The organism is Bradyrhizobium acaciae, assembly GCF_020889785.1.
Lineage (GTDB): Bacteria > Pseudomonadota > Alphaproteobacteria > Rhizobiales > Xanthobacteraceae > Bradyrhizobium > Bradyrhizobium acaciae.
Map to the genome: position 1 here is coordinate 50,479 of NZ_JACMYK010000013.1, position 22,078 is coordinate 72,556.

The 22,078-nt window shown below is 57.5% G+C and carries 14 protein-coding genes; 9 read left to right on the forward strand and 5 right to left on the reverse strand.

Features of this window, described 5'->3' with window-relative positions:
• Positions 1 to 15 precede the first annotated feature (15 nt).
• The gene (locus tag H8A92_RS08710; protein WP_229195429.1) at positions 16 to 321 is read right to left on the reverse strand and encodes a hypothetical protein; all 306 of its coding nucleotides are present in this window, start codon (positions 319 to 321) and stop codon (positions 16 to 18) included.
• A 109-nt stretch (positions 322 to 430) separates the two neighbouring features.
• Here H8A92_RS08710 and H8A92_RS08715 point away from each other — a divergent pair, with 109 nt between their 5' ends.
• Both H8A92_RS08715 and H8A92_RS08720 read left to right on the forward strand, forming a co-directional pair.
• Entirely contained in the window at positions 431 to 1,153 is a 723-nt protein-coding gene (locus H8A92_RS08715; RefSeq protein ID WP_229195430.1) for an SOS response-associated peptidase, read from the forward strand.
• A 17-nt stretch (positions 1,154 to 1,170) separates the two neighbouring features.
• Positions 1,171 to 1,983 (forward strand): competence protein CoiA, encoded by an 813-nt coding sequence (locus H8A92_RS08720; protein WP_229195431.1) that lies wholly within the window; start codon positions 1,171 to 1,173, stop codon positions 1,981 to 1,983.
• A 24-nt stretch (positions 1,984 to 2,007) separates the two neighbouring features.
• Here H8A92_RS08720 and H8A92_RS08725 read toward each other — a convergent pair whose 3' ends face one another.
• Both H8A92_RS08725 and H8A92_RS08730 read right to left on the reverse strand, forming a co-directional pair.
• The gene (locus H8A92_RS08725; RefSeq protein WP_229195432.1) at positions 2,008 to 2,490 is read right to left on the reverse strand and encodes a hypothetical protein; all 483 of its coding nucleotides are present in this window, start codon (positions 2,488 to 2,490) and stop codon (positions 2,008 to 2,010) included.
• Positions 2,491 to 2,504: 14 nt separating this feature from the next.
• Positions 2,505 to 2,990: a hypothetical protein gene (locus tag H8A92_RS08730; RefSeq protein WP_229195433.1), complete on the reverse strand. Its 486-nt coding sequence runs from the start codon at positions 2,988 to 2,990 to the stop codon at positions 2,505 to 2,507.
• A 249-nt stretch (positions 2,991 to 3,239) separates the two neighbouring features.
• On the opposite strand from H8A92_RS08730, the gene H8A92_RS08735 reads away from it, so the two are divergent.
• The 3 genes from H8A92_RS08735 to H8A92_RS08745 are packed head-to-tail and all read left to right on the forward strand — an operon-like array spanning position 3,240 to position 8,705.
• Complete coding sequence (locus H8A92_RS08735; RefSeq protein ID WP_229195434.1) at positions 3,240 to 4,001, forward strand: ImuA family protein; 762 nt, start codon at positions 3,240 to 3,242, stop codon at positions 3,999 to 4,001.
• A 19-nt stretch (positions 4,002 to 4,020) separates the two neighbouring features.
• Positions 4,021 to 5,424: a DNA polymerase Y family protein gene (locus H8A92_RS08740; protein ID WP_229195435.1), complete on the forward strand. Its 1,404-nt coding sequence runs from the start codon at positions 4,021 to 4,023 to the stop codon at positions 5,422 to 5,424.
• Positions 5,421 to 8,705 (forward strand): error-prone DNA polymerase, encoded by a 3,285-nt coding sequence (locus H8A92_RS08745; RefSeq protein WP_229195436.1) that lies wholly within the window; start codon positions 5,421 to 5,423, stop codon positions 8,703 to 8,705. Before H8A92_RS08740 ends, H8A92_RS08745 begins: the two co-directional genes overlap by 4 nt.
• An 81-nt stretch (positions 8,706 to 8,786) precedes the next feature.
• Here the strand turns inward: H8A92_RS08745 and H8A92_RS08750 are convergent, their stop codons facing one another.
• The gene (locus H8A92_RS08750; protein WP_233285359.1) at positions 8,787 to 9,434 is read right to left on the reverse strand and encodes an AAA family ATPase; all 648 of its coding nucleotides are present in this window, start codon (positions 9,432 to 9,434) and stop codon (positions 8,787 to 8,789) included.
• On the reverse strand, positions 9,361 to 11,079 hold the full coding sequence (locus tag H8A92_RS08755; protein ID WP_229195437.1) for an AAA family ATPase: 1,719 nt from the start codon (positions 11,077 to 11,079) through the stop codon (positions 9,361 to 9,363). The genes H8A92_RS08750 and H8A92_RS08755 overlap by 74 nt, the downstream gene beginning before the upstream one ends.
• 223 nt (positions 11,080 to 11,302) lie before the next feature.
• On the opposite strand from H8A92_RS08755, the gene H8A92_RS08760 reads away from it, so the two are divergent.
• The 4 genes from H8A92_RS08760 to H8A92_RS08775 are packed head-to-tail and all read left to right on the forward strand — an operon-like array spanning position 11,303 to position 21,992.
• Positions 11,303 to 14,380, forward strand: a complete 3,078-nt coding sequence (locus H8A92_RS08760; protein ID WP_229195438.1) for an SNF2-related protein — start codon at positions 11,303 to 11,305, stop codon at positions 14,378 to 14,380.
• A gap of 46 nt (positions 14,381 to 14,426) precedes the next feature.
• Positions 14,427 to 16,112 carry a site-specific DNA-methyltransferase gene (locus H8A92_RS08765; protein WP_229195439.1) on the forward strand — a complete coding sequence of 562 codons (1,686 nt, stop codon included), beginning with the start codon at positions 14,427 to 14,429 and terminating at the stop codon, positions 16,110 to 16,112.
• A complete protein-coding gene (locus H8A92_RS08770) occupies positions 16,109 to 18,826 on the forward strand; it encodes a DEAD/DEAH box helicase (protein WP_229195440.1) in 2,718 nt (905 codons plus the stop codon). The genes H8A92_RS08765 and H8A92_RS08770 overlap by 4 nt, the downstream gene beginning before the upstream one ends.
• 16 nt (positions 18,827 to 18,842) lie before the next feature.
• Positions 18,843 to 21,992: a sacsin N-terminal ATP-binding-like domain-containing protein gene (locus H8A92_RS08775; protein ID WP_229195441.1), complete on the forward strand. Its 3,150-nt coding sequence runs from the start codon at positions 18,843 to 18,845 to the stop codon at positions 21,990 to 21,992.
• Positions 21,993 to 22,078 lie beyond the last annotated feature (86 nt).

Sequence of the window (22,078 nt, forward strand, 5' to 3'; positions counted from 1 at the left end):
CGGTCCCGATGCCTCTCACCGGTAGGTAGGAGGCAAGCCGTTAACAAGGTTGCAAACGATACGATACACTTCGTAGGTTCCGAGCTTTGGAAATCTTTCATCGATAGGCTCTGCCCAAAAGCGCGCTGCCGGGTAACCGCGCTCATGCCAGTAAGCCTCCAAACGCTTCGCCAGCGCCATTGCGCCTTTTCGGCTAAGCCAGTCGGAGTTATCAGTTTGTTCGTTTGTATTTGCTGCTTCTAATGATGAACAACCGCCCGGCTCGCCTACTCTCTTCATCAAAATCTCCCGCTGCATTTGTTTGGAAACGAAGTCGGACATTAGCGGGAGGGCTCGACGCACTTTCAAATTGAAACTTGATGCAAAGCAAGTTGATCAATCGGCATACGCCGATATGTACGATCCGAATTTCGATTGCTAGGATGTTTTCATGTGCAATCTCTACAGCATCACAAGCAACCAAGCTGCCATCGTTGCGTTGACGCGTGCAATGCGCGATGTGACCGGCAACATGCCCGCATTTCCCGGCGTCTTTCCCGATTACCGCGCGCCGATTGTCCGCAATGCGCCTGACGGCGTGCGCGAGCTATGCTTTGCGCGGTGGGGCATGCCGTCCTCTCAAGCGGCCTTGATGGAAGCAACAAAGAAGCGGGCAAAAAAGCTCGAAGCGAAGGGCCAACAGATCGACTTCAAGCAGCTGCTTCGAATGGAGCCTGACGGCGGCGTCACCAACATCCGCAATGTGAAAAGTCAGCACTGGAAACGCTGGCTGGGGGTACAGAACCGTTGTGTCGTGCCGTTCACGTCATTCAGCGAGTTCAACAGGGTAGCTGGTGGTGATGTTTGGTTCGCCTTCAACGACGATCGCCCGCTGGCAGCGTTTGCCGGCCTCTGGACGAATTGGACATCGGTACGCAAAGTCAAGGAAGGCGAAACCACCAACGATCTGTTTGGCTTCCTGACAACCGAGCCGAATGATGTCGTGGGCACCATTCATCCCAAGGCGATGCCGGTGATTCTGACGACACCTGACGCCATTGAGACCTGGCTGACGGCGCCACCCGAGGAAGCGCTGCAATTGCAGCGTCCCCTGCCGGATGGCACACTGATGATCGTGGCTCGAGGCGAGAAGGAACATGGCTTGACCAGCTAAAGTGCGAGGGGGCGACTATGAAGTTTGCACAAATTCTCGGGGAACGCATCGAAGCGCACCCGGGCAAATCCGCTACGTGTCCCGTCTGCGAAGCGTCGGTCATCGCAAAGTGCGGCGAGCATAGAGCATGGCACTGGGCACACCGCGGCGTCCGCAATTGCGATCCATGGTGGGAGCCGGAAACGGAATGGCATCGCGAGTGGAAGAACCGCTTTCCCGCGCATTGGCAGGAAATCATCCGTAGAGCGGACAGTGGAGAAAAGCACATCGCCGACGTGATGACGGACCGCGGCGTTGTTCTCGAATTTCAGCACTCGGCTTTGCGTCGGGACGAGCGCGAGGCGCGGGAAGCCTATTACCAGAACATGGTCTGGGTGGTTGATGGCCTGCGCCGTATTCGGGACAGGCCACACTTCTTCAGCGCGCTCGGATCTGGCAAGATCCTTGCCGCCAATCCCATGACGATCGGATTGCGGGTGAAAGGAAACGCCCTCATTCGTGATTGGGGCGCGAGCGCGGTGCCCGTGTTCTTTGATTTCGGCGATGCAGCCCAGCCAGACGATCCGCTAAACTTTATCAAGCCCATCCTATGGGCGCTGAAGCCGCAAAGCCCGTCGGACATGGCAATTCTCACACCAATAACGAAGGCCTCGTTTGGCGCATTCTTTGCCGAGGGCCGGCCCTATGAGACCTTCGATGTATCGGCCGCGTTGAACCGAGCCGGTCTCGCTCCGGCGTCGCCGCCCCTTCCGCCTCCACCATCCGGTCGCGACGTCTTGCGGGAGCATTTCGCGCGGACGTTCAACGCCCGGGCACGACGCAGATTCTGAAGGGCGACGGGCGTCCGCGCTTTCCTAAAACGAAACTGCCGCCAGTTCTGCTGTGACGTCGCGAACGCCTTCTGCACGCCACACGTCGTCATGCAGAATGAATTTGTGGCTATTCGTATGAGCCACATAGGTCGCGCGGAGCTTGACCGTAGCATGGGGAATGAGCGCGGCTCGAAAAATGCCGTAGGATTCATCAAAGAGAACGCCAGCCAGAAAATCGAAGTGCTCACCGTCGAGCGCGCGAATGGCACCGAGCTGCCGAGACCGGTTCATAGTTATTCGCCGGCCCTTGATCTGAAATCGTTGCCCGTCGCTTCCAATGGCATCGATGTTAGGGTGGGAGTTCCCCGCGCGCGTCCATCCGAACGCATTGCAGAAAAGGTATTCCGCAAGATCGCCCGTGGGATTGTTTGCGGTGCGGGTAATGCCCCGCGCGCGCAGTTGGTCCGCAATCTTCGAGTGAAGGGTCAGCAATTCCTTGCTTGAGAGCTTAAGCAATTCTTCCATAAGTCTCCTGACGGCTAAAAGTGTTGCTGCGGTTCGTGAAATGATGAGGAAACATCGGGTAGCGCTTCCAAGATCATATCCAACACAGCCAACGCATTCGTCATCAACGCCTCGTCCCGCTTGCGATCGGCCGGAGATAGTTTATTGCCATGAAATAGATTGTTACGGACCCGCCAGGTCGCGCCAATCAGATCGGACGTCGTCACCAGAGCGGCTGGCTGTGGACCGAACGCTACCCCGCCATCTCCATTTACGAGAAAATGCTTTGGCGGGTTTGCAATCAACATTTCAGCGACGTGGGCTTCCTCAACAGCTTGAAAGAATCCGGGCCCGAGCCGGGCGACCAGACGCGGGTGACCTATCTGCGCAACCTCTCCCTCGGCGGTCGAACGGAGCAATCGAAGCTGCTTTAGTGCGAATTCCATGCGTGCGAACGTCGCAAAGAATCGCAGCGTCAGGTCCGGCGATAGCCCATAGAGAAGTTCTTCGGTCGAGATCACTTTGCCTCCTCAGCAATGGTGGGCAAAAGCAGCTTAGCCTGAGACTGAAATGAGAGGTGCTCCAGCCAGTCCACCGGACCGGTACCCCTCCTACTACCTTAAGCGGTCACTTATCGCCGCCTCTCTGCCTCGTTGCAGTTCCTCCCAGAAAACCCGCGAAACCGCGACTTTCGGTAAGGGCGTTGACTCTTGGCCCAAAGAGAACAAAAGTAGAACATCTGAGTTTTCCGTTCAGGAGATAGCCCACGGATGGCCCTTGCCAGCCCGCCCATTCCTATTGCCGAATTACGCCGCTGGCTGGAGCGGGCGGAGGCGCATGCCTGCGGGGAACCGACGGTCCTTCCATTCGATGTGGCGGGAATCGATAGGCACTTGCCGACCGGCGGGCTCGGGCGCGGCCAATTGCACGAGGTCTGCGAAGGCGGAATCGCGAGCGAGTACGCCGGATTGGCGACGCTGTTCACCGCCGGCATTCTTGCGCGCATCCCCGGCCCTGTGTTGTGGTGTCTCAAGGGACGCGATCTCTTCGCGCCGGGGCTAGCTCGCGTCGGCCTTCATCCCGATCGCGTCATCTATTGCGAGACGTGGAAAGACCGCGACGTCCTTCCCGCGATGGAGGAAGGTCTCCGCTGTCACGGCTTGGCTGGCGTGGTGGGCGAACTTACCAAGCTTCCTCTGACGGCCTCTCGCCGTCTGCAGCTTTGCGCCGGGCAAAGCGGTGTAACGGCGTTCGCGATCCGGCGCTGGTACAACAGTGCCGAAAAAGCGCTCATTGGCGAGCCCAACGCCGCCGCAACACGCTGGCGCGTTTCTCCTTCGCCGTCTCCGCAAGACGGGTTTGATGGTTTGCAGCGGCAACACTGGAAAGTGGAGCTTCTGCGCGTCCGCGGCGGCGACCCGCATTCCTGGATTTTGGAGGCATGCGATGCGCAGGGTCGTCTCGCTGTACCTGCCGCGCTGGCCGACCGATCGGTTGCGACGCAGGCACGGCGGCTCGTTGCCGCGATCTAGGCACGTGGTCACAGCGCTAATGCAGGGACAGCGTCGCGCCATTGTGAGCGTCGACGACGAGGCTGCACGCCTCGGCCTAACCCCGGGCATGAGCGTGGCGCATGCGCAGTCACTTCTGCCCGATCTGATCGTGATGGATGCCACCCCGGAGGAAGATGAAGCGGCGCTGTTCAGATTGGCGATCTGGTGTGTCCGGTATTCGCCAGTCGTAGCCGTGAACCCTCCGGATGGCGTCTTCATTGATGTCGCTGGCTCTGCTCACCTCTTCCACGGCGAGAATGCTCTTCTCACCGATCTCGGTGCGCGGCTTGAGAGCGCCGGGTATCGGTCGAAGGCCGCGATCTCGGATACACCAGGTTGTAGCTGGGCGCTCGCACGCTATGGCTCGACCAGCCTTGCATCTCCCGGCCGCCAAGCGGAAGCGATTGCAAGCCTGCCGGTCGCGGCCTTGCGCCTTCCGGCGGAAGTTGTCTCATCCCTCCACGAAGTCGGCATTGAGCGCATCGCACAGCTCGCAAGCAAACCGCGCGCAAGCCTTCATCTGCGCTTTGGCGCCGATGTGCTTCTGCGCTTCGATCAGGCGCTTGGCAGCCTGACCGAGGCGCTGACCTCGATTATCCCGCCCGAATTGCCGCGTGTTGAACTGAAGTTTGTCGAGCCGATTGCCGATCCCGACAATCTTCAGCGCGTGATCGAGCGGCTATGCGAAAAGCTTTGCTTGCTTTTGGAAGGCCGCGGCGTCGGCGCGCGTCGTCTCGACCTTGTTTTTACCCGTGTCGACAATGTCGATCAGTCGGTGCGCATTGGTCTGTCCCGTCCCTACCGCGAACCCAAGCACCTCGCAAAACTGCTTGCCGAACGGCTTGTCTTGGTCGATCCCGGCCTCGGTATCGAAATCGCGGCCCTGACCGCTTCGTGGGTCGAAGCGCTTGCCGAAAAGCAGACCATCGGCCGCCACGTCGGGATGCGAGGCGCCGATGTCGATGTAAGCCAGCTCGTCGATACGCTCGGTGTGCGCCTCGGGCAGAACAAGGTGTTCCGGCTGACGCCCGTCGAAAGCGCGCTGCCCGAGCGCAGCATGAAACGTATCCCAGCCTTGGACCCGATCCAAAGCGTGGCATGGCCCAAAAACCTGCCGCGGCCCGCTCGACTATTTGATCGACCGGAAAAAGTTCATGCTATTGCGGCACTCCCCGATCACCCGCCGCGCATGTTCGTATGGCGCAATCGCCAGCATCGTGTCGCCAAGGCGGACGGGCCCGAACGTATCCACGGTGAGTGGTGGATCAGTGATGCCGAACTCAGCCTCGTGCGCGACTACTACCGCATCGAAACCGCAGATGGCTCCCGCTACTGGATATTCCGCAACGGTCCTGCCGGAGAAGGTGGCGGCTGGTGGCTCCATGGCGTGGGTGAAGCATGAATTATGCAGAATTGCAGGTCACCACGCATTTTTCCTTTTTACGTGGCGTTTCATCGGCTGAGGATTTGTTCGCGGCGGCGGCAGTGCTCGGCATCAAGGCGCTCGGAATCGTCGACCGGAATTCGCTCGCGGGGATCGTGCGGGCTCATGAAGCCGCAAAAGTAACAGGCGTCAGGCTTCTTGTCGGCTGCCGGCTCGATCTCCAGTGCGGCACGTCCCTTCTCGTCTATCCTACGGATCGCAGAGCCTATAGTCGGCTTTGCCGCCTGCTCACCGTTGGCAAGGCGCGTGCCGGCAAGGGCGCCTGTCAAATCGACTGGCCTGATGTCGCGAAATGGAACGAAGGATTGCTTGCCGTCCTTCTTCCGGACGGGCTCGATGATCGCTTGGGAAGCGAGCTTGCCCGGTTGCGCGATATCTTCGGCAACCGCGCCTATTGCGCGCTGACCCGCCTCTTTCTTCCAAATGAAGCCGAGCGACTGGAAAGCATCGAAAGCGCGGCTTCGAGAGTTCGTGTGGCCACAGTCGTCACCAACGACATTCTCTATCATTGCCCGACACGGCGCATGTTGCAGGATGTGGTCACCTGCATACGCCTGCACACGACCATCGACCGGGCAGGTTTTCTGCTTGAGCGGCACGCCGATCGCTTCCTTAAAACGCCGCAGGAAATGTTCCGGTTGTTTCCCCGCTATCCGGAAGCCGTGCGCCGGACCATCGAAATAGCGGAGCGCTGCCGCTTCTCGCTCGATGAATTGACCTACTCCTATCCGACCGAAGAACTCGAGGATGGGCTCACCGCTCAGGAACGGCTCGAAAAGCTCACATGGGATGGTGCCGCGCGGCGCTATCCGAACGCGCTCCCCGACAAGGTGGCTACACAATTACGGCACGAGCTCACCTTGATTGAACGCATGCAATATGCGCCGTACTTCCTGACTGTCGAAACCATCGTTCGCTTCGCCCGCTCCAAGGGCATCCTCTGCCAGGGGCGCGGCTCTGCCGCGAATTCCGCCGTCTGCTATGTGCTAGGCATCACGGCGATCGATCCCGTACGGCAGGGTTTGCTTTTCGAGCGCTTCGTGAGCGAGGAACGTCGCGAACCACCGGATATCGATGTCGACTTCGAGCACGAACGGCGCGAAGAAGTCATTCAGTGGATTTATGAGACCTACGGCCGGACGCGCTCCGCGCTCACAGCCGTTGTCTCGCGTTACCGCTCGCGCGGCGCCGTGCGCGAGGTCGGCAAGGCACTCGGCCTGCCGGAAGATGTTACGGCATCTCTTGCCGGCATGATCTGGGGCTGGAGCACGGACGGCGTCGCCGAGCAGGAAGTGAAAGAACTCGGACTCAACCTCGCGGACCGGCGGCTGCGGTTAACTCTCGATCTGGCAAAGCAGCTCATCGGCACGCCGCGCCACCTCTCGCAGCATCCGGGTGGCTTCGTTCTCACGCTGGATCGTCTCGACGAACTCGTTCCCATCGAACCTGCCGCCATGGAAAACCGGCAGGTCATCGAATGGGACAAGGATGACATCGACGCTCTTAAATTCATGAAGGTCGATGTGCTGGGGCTCGGCATGCTGGGCTGCATGCGCCGCGCCTTCGACCTTCTGGACAAGGCTAAAGGCCTGCGCTTGGACCTTGCTTCCGTGCCTGCCGAAGATCCCGCCACTTACGCCATGATCCAGAACGCCGACACGACCGGCGTATTTCAAATCGAATCCCGCGCGCAGATGGCGATGTTGCCGCGCCTTCGTCCGAAGACTTTCTATGACCTCGTCATCGAGGTCGCCATTGTGCGGCCGGGTCCCATCCAAGGCGACATGGTCCATCCCTATATCCGCCGCCGTGAGGGGCGCGAAGCTGTAACCTTTCCGACCGAGGCTTTGCGCAAAGTGCTTGGAAAAACCCTGGGCGTGCCGCTATTCCAGGAACAGGCCATGCAGGTCGCGATGGTTGCTGCCGGGTTCTCCCCGACCGAGGCCGACCAGCTTCGCCGCTCCATGGCGACCTTTAAGTTTACGGGTGGCATTCACAAGTTTCAGGAGAAGCTCATCACCGGGATGCTCGACAACGGCTACACCCGCGAATTTGCCGAACGTACCTTCAGGCAGCTCGAAGGCTTCGGAAGCTATGGCTTTCCGGAATCCCACGCCGCGAGCTTCGCGCTCATCGCCTACGCCTCGAGCTGGATGAAGTGCCATCATCCCGATGCGTTTCTCGCAGCAATCCTCAATGCGCAGCCCATGGGCTTTTATGCGCCCGCGCAACTGGTGCGAGACGCCCGCGAACATGGTGTCGAGGTCCGTCCCGTCGACATCAATCTCTCGGAATGGGACTGCACGCTGGAGCCGAGGTCCGGGAAATACCATGCCGTGCGCCTCGGTTTCTGCATGGTGCGCAGCCTGAACCAGAAGGATGCCGAGCAGCTTGTCGACCGGCGCAGTTTTGGGCGCATACGGGAAAAGCGCCTCGAAAGCCGTCTCAGCTCCATTGAAGAAGTATGGCGCCGCGCCGACATCCCTGTTGCCATGTTGCGGCACATCGCAGCCGCCGATGGCTTTGCCGGGCTCGGCCTCTCCCGGCGCGAAGCGAACTGGGCGATCAAGGCGCTGAGGGACAGTCCACTTCCGCTCTTTTCCGCAGCGGACGACCACGACGGGCTCTTGCGGCCTGAAGCCACGGAAAACTCTGTCGAGTTGCCGCCGATGGCACCGGGCCGGGCGGTCGTCGAGGACTATCGCACCATCGGCTTAAGTTTGCGCGGGCATCCTGTCTCGTTTGCTCGGGACAACCTGACAGAACGAGGCTTTGCTTCGTGTCAGACCATACGAACCGCGCCGAACGGCACTCGATTGTCGATTGCCGGCCTTGTGCTGGTTCGCCAGATGCCAGGCTCCGCCAAGGGCGTCATGTTCATCACCATCGAGGATGAGACCGCGAACGCGAACCTGATCGTCTGGCCTTCCGTGTTTGCCAAAAACCGGCGATCCATACTCGCCGCGAGCATGCTCGGCGTGCGCGGCCGCGTTCAAAGTGCCAGCAACGTCATTCATCTCATCGTCGCGGAGGTATGTGACCTCACGAATGATCTCAAGCTCATGTCTGGCGCAGGCGACGCGCTAATCCTGCCGGCGGGCCGTGGCGATGAAGCGAAGCACGGCGGCAGCGGGATGGATAGCCGTGAGCCCAAAGCACCGATCATTCGGCCTCGCGATATGTATGAGCCCGACCTTCACATCGATACCCTCAAGATCAAGGCGAGGAATTTTCACTAAGCGGCCCGGCCGGACGCTCGTCAGCGACAGATGATGCGCGTTTTACTGCTCGGCTCCATTCCGGCTGCCCTGGGAGGAGCGCTAGCGCGTCGTGAAGGCCAAGGTCCGCCGTGCAAAATCGACCAACTCCGTATCGTTAATTGCTTGGGTGCGGTACGCGGGGTTGCTATCGTGATGAAACCTGTTTGCGTAATCGGTCAGGCGGCGCAACTCGTCAATGTCCCCCTGATCCAAGATCTGATCGGGCGTGTTGACACGCTGTTCGCACAATCCGCGAAACGGTCCGAGCAAAAAGCCCGGAGTAAAATACTGCGGATAGGCCACGCGCATAAATGCTTCGAGGCTCGGACGAAGCGCTTCAGCAACCTCGCGCCGGTCACCCTGCGCTGTGTGCACGTAATCGCGGAGCAAGGCGTGGCGGCGGTCGTGGTCCGTGATCAGGTCTTGATTGACATCCCAGCCGCGCAGCGTTGAGCCGCTGGTCGCTCGTTCGAGCGTAAACGCAGATCGAAGGGTCGGATCGGTGCCCTCCCACAACGCACAGAGAAACGGCTTGCTGTGCGACAAGACGATGACCTGCGTTACGCGCTGTGCGAGCGCACACACTTCGTGTACCGTCGATAAGGTTCGATGGTCGTCAAGGCTCGACACAGGATCATCTATCACCACAATCTTGCGCGCCAAATTCGTGTCCTGATCGAGCGACGCGAAGAAAATGGCGAGTGCCAGCGTGTTGCGGTCCCCAGCTTTTAAAGGACGGCGCTCCGGCGGGTGTATTCGTCGCGGAAACAGCGATGGACTGGTTGTTGATCAGCACATTGTAGGTACAAGATGAGCCTCCGCGCGTATTGTTCGACGTCACGCTATCGAGCCGGAACCCGGCATTGAAGCGACGAAGACAGTCGTTGATCGCCACCTGATAGGCCGGGAAAATGTTGGTGCGATACTGATTGAGCGCCGCACGCGCCGCGTCGCGCGCTGCTTCGGCCGCAAGTTTGTTGCGGTTCTCCGCCTGATAGTTGTCGCATAGCGGCGCAATTTCATGGGAATGGCGACTTTTAGTCGCCTGAAGCTGCGATAGGTCGCTTTTCAATGCCGCCATATTCGCAGTTGCCGCCCGCTCCTTCACCAATTCGATAGCGGACTTGGTTTGCTGCAATTGCTCACTCAAGCGCGCGATCGACGCCGCTTGCAGGCGGTACTGTTCGATCGCACGGGAGGCATCTGCACTCAGTTCGATCCGATCGAGCGGCGCGGCGCGCTTAGCTTCGAGTGCAACTTTGATAGCATCACGCATATTGGTCCAAGCAGCTTGAATCGCGTCGACATCCAAGCTCACCTCAGGAACATCCGTGAATTGCGACCAAAATCCCCGGGCCTCGCCCCATAGCCGCACAATCCGCGCAAGATAGAGTTGCGCATCGGAGCTGTGTTCTGACACGAACTGCTGGAGCATCGCGTCTGTCGCTTGCTTGTGATCAGCATAGGAGGCTGCAAAATAGGAGCGGTAGTGATTGACGAGCTCCGAACCTCCGAGATCCTGCGCGCAGAACGGGCACGGCTTGTCGGCAGCATGATCGAGGTCGCCTGGAATGCGGCCGATGCCGTTTTCGACCCACTGTTCGCCACCGCGCCCCAATGACGCAAAATGCTGTTGCACTTGATTGGTCGCAGTCTGATCCAACCCTTCCAGGGTGCGCCCGAGGAGTGTCCGAATGGCTTCGACATCAACTTCCGGGAGCGAGAAGGATCGGAAATCCTCCCCCGCGCGGATAGCATCCTGTTGGCTTGCCGCCGCCACGGCGCGCTCGGCATCACGGATGGCATCATCAACTTCGGGGTTTGGCGGAAGCGAGCAGAATTGCTCGACTGGAACACCGAACCTCGCGGTTTCTGGAATGGCCGCAGCAAGGTCGCGCAATGACCGGCTTATCGTTTCGATATTTTGGACCTGCGTTTGAACCGCCAGGTTCAACGTGACGCCTTGGGCTCCGAGAATGAACTCGTGCAGATGCTGCCGATGCGCGGCATCTATCGCAAGGCCAGAACAAATATTCTGGTCGACGAAAGCGTCATCGAAGATGGCAATGTCGGGAACGTGACGGTTCCATGCACCGTTATCGTACATCGCGTGAGGCGGTCCGCCCGCACAGTCGACAATGACACGCGGTGCATGCGTCGCGCCAAGCCTGTGCCGTTCCCGGATAAGGACAGGGTCATTTGTCGCGAGCGAGCGAAGGATGGACGACAGCGTCGTCTTGCCTCGGCCGTTCTCGGCATAGCCCAACGCCAGCTTGGCAAGCTGCAAGCCTGCACCCGTCGAAACAGAGTCGAACTGACCGACATTTTGAAGAAGGCGCAAATTGTTCAGCATGACGAAAGCTCAGCACTCGCAAAGGGAACCGGGCGTCGGCGATCATCGCACCGCGCCCCTTGATAGAGTATTATCCACAGCTACAATCTATGGACGCAAAAGCAACAATTTCAGTAAGTTACACCGAAGTTGTCCGATCTGAGCTCAACCATACTCCGATCCTTTCCGTGATTTTCTCCAATTTTCTCTAGCTGTCAATCTGGAACTCGTGTACAACGGGTTTATGATAGAGAATATCCTGACAATTCGCGAAGTGGCCGATCTCCTCAAGATGAATGAGAAGACGGTCTATAAGCTGGCGGCCGACGGGAAGATTCCAGGCGGCGTGAAGGTTGGCGGCTCATGGCGCTTTGACCGCACCACCCTCACCAAATGGATCGAAAAGGGTCAGGCTCCAGCCAATGACCCTGCTCCCGCCCCGAGCGCAGGCAGCACGAGACCACCCGAGACCCTTGCCTCTGCTTACTACTCGCCACAACAGGCGACGTTTTTCGCGCACCGCCTGACGCTTGAGGGAGTTGGAGAGGACGCCCTAACGCAATCTCTCTCGACAGCGCGCGTTCAGATGAACCCGCATCAAGTGGATGCAGCCCTTTTTGCACTTTCATCGCCGCTGTCTAAAGGTGTGTTGCTTGCGGATGAGGTCGGACTCGGAAAGACGATCGAGGCGAGCCTTGTTATCGCGCAGCGTTGGGCCGAGCGTCATCGCCGTATTCTCCTCATTGTGCCGGCTTCGTTGCGCAAACAATGGAGCCAAGAGCTGCACGAGAAGTTCTCGCTGCCCTCCGTCATCGTCGAGAGCAAGACCTACAAGGACGCGCGCAAGGCCGGTGTCGCCCGCCCCTTCGATCATACAGATAAGGTTGTCATCACTTCGTACGAATTCGCCGCCCTCAAGGCCGACGACATCAAGCGTGGGTCGTGGGATTTGGTAGTGTTCGACGAAGCGCACCGGCTTCGCAACGTCTATCGTAAAGAGGGAGCAAACCGCGCAAAAAGCTTGCGCGATGCAACACGCGGCTTTTTCAAGATTCTTCTGACGGCGACTCCGCTGCAAAACTCGTTGATGGAACTTTACGGCCTCGTTTCCGTGGTGGATGAAAGTCACTTCGGAGATGAAGCTTCCTTCCGCTCCCAATTTGTCGCGGGTGCTGGCGCCAAGAACGGCCTTGTATTTCTCCGCAAGCGGCTTGAATCAATCTGCAAACGCACGCTGCGTCGCCAAGTGCAGCAAGCGGGCCACATCCGCTACACCGAGCGCCGACCTTGGACGGTGCAGTTCGAGCCGTCCCCCGCTGAAATGGACCTGTACACGGCCGTTTCAAACTATCTGCAGCGGACCGATACGATCGCGTTTGGAAGCAAACCGAACCAGTTAGTTACGATGGTCGTACGCAAGATCCTCGGCTCATCAACCTTTGCAGTGTCCGAAACGCTGACAAAGATCATCGACCGCTTAAAGGAAATGCGTCCGGTCGGGATTGACGCCGTCGACGACTATGATGTGGTTGATGAAGAAGCCGAGGAGATTGAGGACGCCGACGGATCGAGCGCCGGAGAAGTAGAGCCGGCAGTCGATCGCAAAAAGCTCGAATCCGAGATTGCCGAGCTTGAAGGCTATCGAGACCTGGCACGCACCATAGGCCAAAATGCTAAAGGCATCGAATTGGTGAGAGCCCTACCGGGGGTCCTTAACGAGATTGAAGCGAAAGGCGGGCAGCGGAAGGCTGTCATTTTCACGGAATCGGTGCGAACCCAAAATTATCTCGCCGAGCTTCTTGCCTCCAATGGTTACAAAAATGACATTGTCCTCTTGAACGGCCAGAACAACGATCCCGACAGCAAGGCGCTTTACGAGGACTGGCTTGCCAAGCACAAGGGTAGCGACGCTGTTTCCGGATCGAAAACGGCGGATATGAAGGCCGCCATTGTCGAAGGTTTCCGCGATCACCGTAGCATTCTCATCGCAACGGAATCGGGTGCCGAGGGCATCAACCTGCAATTCTGCTCGTTGCTGGTGAACTTCGACCTGCCGTGGAATCCGCAGCGCGTAGAGCAGCGCATCGGGCGCTGCCATCGCTATGGCCAAAAAATCGACGTAACCGTCGTCAACTTCCTGAACCTCAAAAACCACGCGGAACGCCGCGTGCACCAGCTTCTCGACCTGAAATTTAATTTGTTTAAGGGCGTATTTGGCGCAAGTGATGAAGTGCTCGGGGTAATCGAACGCGGCGTCGACATTGAGCGCCGCATTTTTGAAATCGTGCAGCGAGCCCGCAGCGAGGCTCAGATCGACGCCGAATTCGACGCCCTTCAGGACGAGCTGCAATCACAGATAAGCGAGCAAGTCATTGATGCCCGCAAGCGCCTTATGGAATCGGTCGATGAAAGAGTGATCGATCGCTTGCAGACGCGAGGTAAAGAGATCGATCGGCGCCTTTCAGAATTTGAGCGGCAACTTCTTTGCGTTGCCCGCGCCGAACTTCCCGACGCTAGATTCCATGCCGACGACATGCGGCGGTTCGATTATCGCGGCGAAACCTATACTACCGAGTGGCCGCTGGCAGACGAAAGGGGGTGGAAATTCTTCCGTTTGTTCGAGGGCACACTCGCAACCAGCCTCGTCGGTAAGGCCAAGGAACGTTCTTTCGATGCCCCATCGTGCCTGCGCTTTACCGTGGCGGATTATCACGGCGGGCGCTTGGCCGACGTCGAAAAACTTCGTGGCAAGTCCGGCTGGGCCCGCATTGCCAAGCTCAAGATCGCGACACCAGCGATTACGCGGGAGCAGTTAGTATTCGCAGTCACGGCAGACGACGGTTCGACGATCCACGCCGAAACGTTCGAGCGCCTGCTGCATGTCCCCGCGAGAAACGAACCGGTCTCTGGGGCGCTGCCCGACGCCGACCTCAAGGCTCGTGAAGCCGAGCATCGCAAGTTGCTTATCGACGATGCTGAGCAGCAAAACGCAGAATGGCTTGATCAGGAGAGCGAAAAGCTCGACGCTTATGCGGAAGACCTTGAGCGCGCCTTCGAAACTGAAATCAAAGCTGTCGAAGTGGAAATTCGCGACAGGAACAAGGCGATGCGCGGCTCCAATCTATCAATGACCGATAAAGTTGCCGAGAAGCGCCTCATCAGCAACCTTGGCGCCAAGCGCGACAAGTTGAAGGCGGAGTTCTTCGACCGGCGCTCGGCGATCCGTACGGAAGTCGAGGCTATGCTGGATAAGATTCAGGAAAGCCTGAAGCTAGAACCGACTTCCACTGACCTGTTCACTGTGCGGTGGGAGGTTGTATGAGCGACGCCGGAAGCAAAAGAACAAATAAGCGTCAGGGAGGCGCATCATGACGAACCGTAAGCAGCGCCTTGAATTGACGTGGATTGGGAAAAACGATCGTCCCCGCCTGGAGCCGCGCATTCTGCTGGAGGACAACGATAAGTCCTATCACGCAAGCGCGCGACTTACCGAACATGACATCTTTGATAACGTTCTGATCAACGGAGACAATCTGCTCGCGCTGAAAGCTCTATTGCCTGAGTACGAAGGAACCGTCCGCTGCATCTACGGAGACCCGCCGTATAACACGCGAAGTGCGATCCCAGAATATGACGATGGTGTGGAACATTCCCTCTGGCTCAGCTTGCTTCGTGAAAGGATCGAGCTTTGCCACAAACTTCTGTCCGAGGATGGATCGCTTTGGATCAACCTTGATGATCATGAAGGTCACTATTTCAAAGTAATGTGTGACGAGATTTTTGGGCGGGCCAACTTCGTAACAACGATCATTTGGCAAAAGAAATACGCCCCCAAAGCCGACACACGCTTTATCAGCGATTCTCACGATTTCATTTTCGTCTACGCAAAAAACATCGAGAAACTTCGACTGAACTGGCTGCCAAAGACAGAGAAGCAGACCGCAAGGTACCGCAACCCTGACAAAGACCCGCGCGGCCCCTGGAAGCCGGGCGATACATTGCGAAATGAAGTCAGAGACTACGCAGTCTTCCCCGTCCGCCTTCCTTCCGGTCGAGAGGTCTGGCCTTCTGAAGGCACAAGCTGGCGATACACGAATGAAAAGTTCAAGGAGTTGATCGCCGACAATCGTATCTGGTTTGGTGCGACGGGCGACAGCCGTCCCGCCATTAAGCGCTTCATTAGTGAAGTTACAGACCAGATGCCACCGGTGTCGATCTGGACTTATGACGATGTCGGACACAATGACGAAGCGAAGAAGGAAAGTAAGAAGCTGTTTGGGGAACGGCTCTTTTCGACACCTAAGCCAGAGCGCCTCATTCAAAGAGTTCTAACGATCGGTTCGGACTCGGGCGATCTTGTGTTGGACGCCTTCGCAGGCTCCGGAACGACAGGCGCGGTTGCGCATAAAATGGGGCGGCGCTGGATCATGGTGGAGCTGGGTGAACACTGCGATACTCACGTGGTCCCTCGACTGAGGAAAGTCATCGATGGCCTCGATGACGGCGGCATAACCGACGCTGTCGATTGGAATGGCGGCGGCGGCTTTCGATTTTACCGCCTCGCGCCGTCGTTTCTGGAGAAGGACGCTTGGGGAAACTGGATTATTTCGAAAGAGTATGATGGCGCGAAGGTCGCTCAAGCCGTCTGCAAACTGATGGGCTTCACTTATAAACCGGATGAAGGCCACTATTGGAAGCAGGGCTACTCGTCTGAAACTGACTTCATATACGTCACCACTCAGAGTCTTACACGCGCGCAGCTTGCCACGTTATCCGAAGCGGTCGGCGAAGAACGCAGCTTGCTTGTCTGCTGCAAGGCGTTCCATGCCGACGCCGACGGCTTTGCAAACCTTACAATAAAAAAGATTCCTCAGGCTGTATTGCGCAAATGCGAATGGGGCAAAGATGATTACAGCCTCAACATCGCAGCTCTGCCCGAGATTACTAGCGGGGCTGACTCAGCCAACGTTTCCGATTTGGGTACAAGGACCCGGAAGAAGCGGCTCAGCTCTACTTCCCAAAACGACCTATTCAGTGACGGAGTCGAAAAGTGAGCGACCGGATAGCCCGTACTATCACTCAGCGCTTGTCACTCCGCAAACCTCAGGCGGAATCGTTGGAGATCCTTGCTGACGTACTGGAGCGGATCGACCTTTCTAGGGACGGGACTGCTGATGCGGCACTAGCCACGATACGCGACGCCTACCCGAGTGTGGAAGCCTTTGAACGTGAATTCCCTTCACTGTGTTTCGCACTTGCTACAGGCGTCGGTAAAACGCGTCTGATGGGTGCGTTCATCACCTACCTGTATCTCACTGGTAGAAGCCGCCATTTCTTCGTCCTGGCACCCAATAAGACCATTTATGAAAAGTTGATCACCGACTTTTCGCCAGACAGCCCTAAGTACGTGTTCAAAGGCGTGGCGGAATTTGCGTCAACGCCGCCGTTGATCGTCACCGGCGACAACTATGAAACCGGCATCGGCGTTCGCTTCGACCGCGGCGGCTCTACCGATCTGTTCGGTTCGGACGTTCACATCAATATTTTCAACGTCGACAAAATCAACAAAGAGGAGGGCCCCCGCGGCAAGCCTCGCATGAAGCGGCTCCAAGAAACCGTGGGCGAAAGCTACTATGCCTATCTTTCGCGGCTTGATGACCTCGTCCTTCTGATGGATGAAGCGCACCGCTATCGCGCCAGTGCCGGCGCCAATGCCATTGACGGCTTGAAGCCTATCCTTGGCCTTGAATTGACGGCTACACCCAAGACCGTTGGCGCGCGCTCGCTTCCCTTCCGGAATGTCATCTACAACTACACGCTGGCGCAAGCGATGACCGAAGGGTTCGTCAAGGAGCCAGCAGTTGCTACGCGGAAGGACTTTGATCCGAAATCGGTGGGCGAACAGGAGCTTGAGATGATCAAGCTTGAGGACGCTGTTCATCACCATGACCACGTCGCGGTGGAGTTAGATCGCTACCACCGAACAACAGGGGCGCGCAAAGTAACGCCATTCATCCTTATCGTCGCGGCCGACACGACTGAAGCCAAGCGATTACGGGAACTTGCCGAGTCCGAGAAGTTCTTTAAGGGTCGCTTCAAGGGCAAGGTGGCAGAAGTCCACTCCAATCAAAAAGGTGAAGAGAGCGAAGAAGCGATGCAACGCCTCGTCGCGCTGGAGCATGACGGCGGTACTGAGATAGTCATTCACGTCAACAAACTGAAAGAAGGGTGGGACGTTACGAACCTTTATACGATCGTACCGCTTCGTGCGTCCGCTTCCGATATTCTCACCGAGCAGACCCTGGGACGGGGCTTGCGCCTTCCCTTCGGCAAGCGCGTTTCAAGAGGCGGCGACGACGAATTTTCCGCCGTCGACCGCCTAACGGTGATCGCTCACGAACGGTTCGACGATCTCATTGCGAAAGCCCGTGAACCCGGGTCCATCGTCATGAAAACGATCGAGATTGGAGATGGCGGCGATATTCCATCCGCCGGGACAACCCTTGTCACGGCCCCTTCGATTGCGGAAATGATTGTAACCGGCGCGCAACCCGAAATCCCTGGTTTTGCGCCCACCGAGAATGCTGGCTTCGTCTTTAATTCTGCCGAGGAAGGGAAGGCAGCAGAGGTAACGCTTGAGGTAATCAAGCGTTATGAGCGCAAACTTGGCAGCGCGGAAGCCTTGCGCGAGATTGGCGTTCAACAGCAGATCGCCGATGAGGTACGGGAGCTTATTCGTCCCGTTCAGGGAACCCTCGAAGGTGTTGTCCAGGAGCCGCGGATCGAGCAAATCGTGCAAACGGTAGCCGTAACAGTCGCCGACCGGACGATTTCGATCCCTCAAATTGTCGTCCTGCCCAAGAAGCAGGTCACGTTTACGTTTGAAGACTTTGACCTCGAAAACCTTGAGGCGGTCAACATGCGCCCCATCGAGGAAGGCATCATCATCGAGGATCTTCGGACACAGGCGCGCGTCTACCTTGCCCGCACACTCGATGATCCGCGCGAACCGCGGGCCGAAGATTACCTCGTCCGTTATCTGATCGAGCGTAATGAGGTGGACTACGACGAGCATGCGGCGCTGCTATATAAGCTCGCCGGTCAGATGGTCGCTCGGATCAAGTCGTATTTGTTCGACGCGCTGGATGTCGAAAACGTCCTGTTGCGGCATGGGCGACAGCTCGCTGATTTCATCTTCGCGCAGATGATGAACCACTACCGGGAGACGCCGCTCGGGGAGGATGACTACCAAGTGACGGTCACGCGCGGGTTCATGCTACTCCAGGCTCAGCCAATGAACGTCCCGCAGAACCAGCGCGTTCGCGACTTCAGGCAGGCCATTGCCCCCCTGTCAGAAACACGCAAACACGTATTCGGCGGGTTCAAGATCTGCTGCTACCCGCTCCAGAAATTCGACACCGACCCCGAGCGCCGCCTTGCCGTTACGATTGACGGAGACGCCAACACGGAAAAGTGGATCAAGCCAGGCCGCAACCAATTCCGCATCGACTATCGATCGGGCGAAGCCTATGAGCCAGATTTTGTGGTCGAGACCAAGACCAAAATGCTGATCTGCGAGGTCAAGGCAAGGAATGAGCTCGAAGACCCCGTCGTAAAGGCGAAGTCGGCAGCAGCCACGACTTGGTGCAAGACAGCCACGGCGCATGCCGGCGGCAAAAAGCCATGGATTTACCTGCTCATACCTGACGACCAAATCACGGGTAGCGCCACGCTCGACGGATTGGCGGCGAAATTTGCCACGTCTTAGGACAGGAGGCGATGACATGGGAATTGAGAGCCAAGGCGATGCAGAAGCTTTTCTGAATGAGCTTATCGGCAAGCGGCGTCAGCTTATCGACGGCCTCGATGCCAACAAGGACGAGGTCAACCTCGATATCTTCGAGGACTTCTATCCTGATCGTGCCCATTTTGTTTATGAGCTTCTGCAAAACGCGGAGGACGCAGGCGCGACCGAAATCACATTCACTCTCACTAACGATAAGCTTGTCTGTATGCACGACGGCCAGCGCACCTTCACGAGGGGCGACGTGACCGCGATCACTGGCATCCACAGCAGCAAGAAGGCAAAAGCAAAAAATCAAATCGGTAAATTCGGTGTCGGCTTCAAATCTGTCTTCGTTTACACACAATCTCCAACCGTAAGGTCTGGCGAGTTTTCGTTTAGGATATTGCAGTTGATACTGCCCGAACGGATCCCGCCTGATCCCTCAATTGGAAACAAAACGCGTTTCGAGTTTCCATTCGATAATCCCGACAAACCACCGAAGGAAGCTTACGCCGATATTGCCACCGGTCTACAGGATCTGGATGAGACGACCCTGTTGTTCCTGTCAAGCCTTCAGACCGTAAGATGGCGGGTCGGAAATGATTTCGGCGAAGTAAGCCGGCGCATGCACGCGGAATCGCACTTCGAGATTTTTAAGAGCAGCGGTGATCGCGTTACGGGTCGGTCCTACTTTCTCAAATTTGATCAACCTGTGGCCGGCCTAGATAAACAGACCGTATCCCTAGCGTTTCCTCTTGAATTCCTGGCAGGCGTTAAAGAATACGACGCGGGAAGGCCTCTAGCTCAGCAAATGCGCATCGTCCCAGCCTCACAGGGACGGGTAGCGGTGTTCTTCACTGCCGTCAAAGAAACGTCGGGGTTCCTTTTCCACCTGCACGGCCCGTTTGTTCCGGAGTTGAGCCGTGCAAGCATTAAAGAGACGACGGAAAACGAGCCGCTCTTCAAGCAGCTCGCAGAGCTCGCGGCTCAGTGTCTGTACAAAATCAGGGATTTCGGCCTGCTCACGGCTGAATTCCTCGCCGTCCTCCCAAACCCTCAGGATCAGATTCCCGCGCGGTACCAGCCTATCCGGACGGCGATCATCAACGCGATGAAATCAGGACCGTTGACGCCCACCCATGAGCGCGACCACGCGCCAGCCACGCAGCTTGTCCAGGCGAAGGCGGCCCAAAAAAGCCTGCTGTCGAAGGAAGACCTTAAATTTCTCATCGAACACAAAGACGTCCCGCCACTATGGGCCATCGCAGCGACACAACGAAGCAATCGCGTCGACAATTTTCTTTCCGGGCTAAGTATCCGGGAATGGGGCGTCGATGCCCTTGTCGGAGAACTCACGAGCAGGGCGAGCACGGGAACCCGCTACATCAGCGTATCGCCGTATTACGTGCAAGGCCCGGACAAGGCATTCATGGAATGGCTGGGACAGAAGTCGCCGGAGTGGCTTCAGCAATTCTACGGACTATTGCACGATGACACGATCCAATCTGGTCTCCACCGGCTGCGAGGCCTGAAGCTCGTCCGTTTGCAGGACGGCACCTTTGAGGTGGCCGCGAATGCGTTTTTTGGCAACGACGAGACCGACGATAACGTCGCGACGGTCGATCCGCGTGTGTTCACGTCGGGCCGATCGAAACCCGTTCAGGAGAAGGCACGAAAGTTCTTGTCCGACCTCGGCGTGCGCGAGTTGGGTGAGGCTGAAGAAGTCGAACTCATTCTCAAAGCCCGATACACAGAGGAAGCCGAGGTACCGGATGACAAGACTTATCGACGCGATTTGAAACGCTTTGTAGGTCTCGTCGAGCAGCAGCCTGCCACGGCGAAACTTTTCGGCCCCTACTACGTCTTTCAAGGTGAAAAAGAGCAGTGGCATACACCTGGTTCGATTTACCTCGATCAGCCTTATCAGGAGACTGACCTCTCCGCTTATTACAGCCGGCTTGGCAAGAACACCGAATGCGTGGCGTTACACGCGCGCTATCAGGATTGCGGCATAGCTCTGAAGCGGATTACCGCCTTCGCAAAGGCGGTCGGCGCGATAACGAATCTCACAATTTCCGAGGGCTATTGCCACAACAACCCCCAGTGGCCCTATTTGAGGTCCGTCGGCGGGGATCGCCACACCTCTCCAATCGACCGGGATTATTTCATCCCGATGATCATGGAACTCCTGAAGACGCCATCACTCGCGCTCTCGCGACTCATCTGGCGAACGCTAACCAGCATTTCGCCTGGGTCTCATTATTGGAAAGCCACTTATCAGCGCAACAATTCGTGGGGGGCCCGCACGGCCGAATCGCGGCTGGTGCATGAGCTGCGCGCGGCCAAGTGGGTCCCGCAACGCGACGGGCAGTTTGTTCGCCCGTCCGATGCGATGCGTCAATTGCTTCCGGAAGGCTTTCCTTTTGATGTTGGTAATGCCGGTCTCAAGGCCGTTGAATTCGGCGTCGAGGTGAGCCGTCAGGCAACGCAGCAGGAACAAAAGGACAGTATCGCCAAGAAAGCCGGCTTTGCTGATGCGAGCGCCTTGGAACGTGCCCAGCGGTTTGCGGCCTTGCCGGCAGAAGAGCAAGAGCGTTTCTTCGCCGAGCTGGAGCGAGCCGCGAAGGCAGCCGTGCCGGACCGAGACCCCGTCAATCCTGAACGGCGCGCACGAAATGCCGAACAGGCGGCCGAAGCGCCAGATAAGGAAACCGAGATCCGCGCCCGCTCGGTATCACTGGGCCGCGAAGACATGAAGGTGGAGGCGGAGCAGTATCTGCGGCAGCACTATCGAAACCGTGATGGTGAAATGACCTGCCAGATTTGCAAAGGGCCTCTTCCGTTCAAACTCGATGACGGCACTGAGTTTTTCGAGACGGTCGAATTTGTGCCCGGCCTACAAAAGCGCCACTTTCAAAATTATCTCGCGCTATGCCCCAATCACTCCGCGATGTACCGGCATGCGAATGCATCGAAGACGATGATCTGCGAAATGGTCCAGGACCTTGAAGGCGATGAGCTCGAGGTCACGCTGGCGCAGCAAGACTTGACGATTTACATCAGCAAGATTCACCTTATCGATATCAAGGCCGTTCTCGCCGCCGAAGATGATCTTCCTTCCGATGCAGAAGACGACTGTGCCGCCTAGCACCTCAAGAGAGGCGCTCTAATTTTGTTGCGAATAGAACATTCATTTGCTGATGCATCCCCTAATGCGGCACAATGAAATCACTT

Coding starts and splice junctions, on each gene's coding strand:
- H8A92_RS08710 (WP_229195429.1), bottom strand. CDS start 321: ATGTCCGACTTCGTTTCCAAACAAATGCAGCGGGAGATTTTGATGAAG.
- H8A92_RS08715 (WP_229195430.1), top strand. CDS start 431: ATGTGCAATCTCTACAGCATCACAAGCAACCAAGCTGCCATCGTTGCG.
- H8A92_RS08720 (WP_229195431.1), top strand. CDS start 1,171: ATGAAGTTTGCACAAATTCTCGGGGAACGCATCGAAGCGCACCCGGGC.
- H8A92_RS08725 (WP_229195432.1), bottom strand. CDS start 2,490: ATGGAAGAATTGCTTAAGCTCTCAAGCAAGGAATTGCTGACCCTTCAC.
- H8A92_RS08735 (WP_229195434.1), top strand. CDS start 3,240: ATGGCCCTTGCCAGCCCGCCCATTCCTATTGCCGAATTACGCCGCTGG.
- H8A92_RS08740 (WP_229195435.1), top strand. CDS start 4,021: ATGCAGGGACAGCGTCGCGCCATTGTGAGCGTCGACGACGAGGCTGCA.
- H8A92_RS08745 (WP_229195436.1), top strand. CDS start 5,421: ATGAATTATGCAGAATTGCAGGTCACCACGCATTTTTCCTTTTTACGT.
- H8A92_RS08755 (WP_229195437.1), bottom strand. CDS start 11,079: ATGCTGAACAATTTGCGCCTTCTTCAAAATGTCGGTCAGTTCGACTCT.
- H8A92_RS08760 (WP_229195438.1), top strand. CDS start 11,303: ATGATAGAGAATATCCTGACAATTCGCGAAGTGGCCGATCTCCTCAAG.
- H8A92_RS08765 (WP_229195439.1), top strand. CDS start 14,427: ATGACGAACCGTAAGCAGCGCCTTGAATTGACGTGGATTGGGAAAAAC.
- H8A92_RS08775 (WP_229195441.1), top strand. CDS start 18,843: ATGGGAATTGAGAGCCAAGGCGATGCAGAAGCTTTTCTGAATGAGCTT.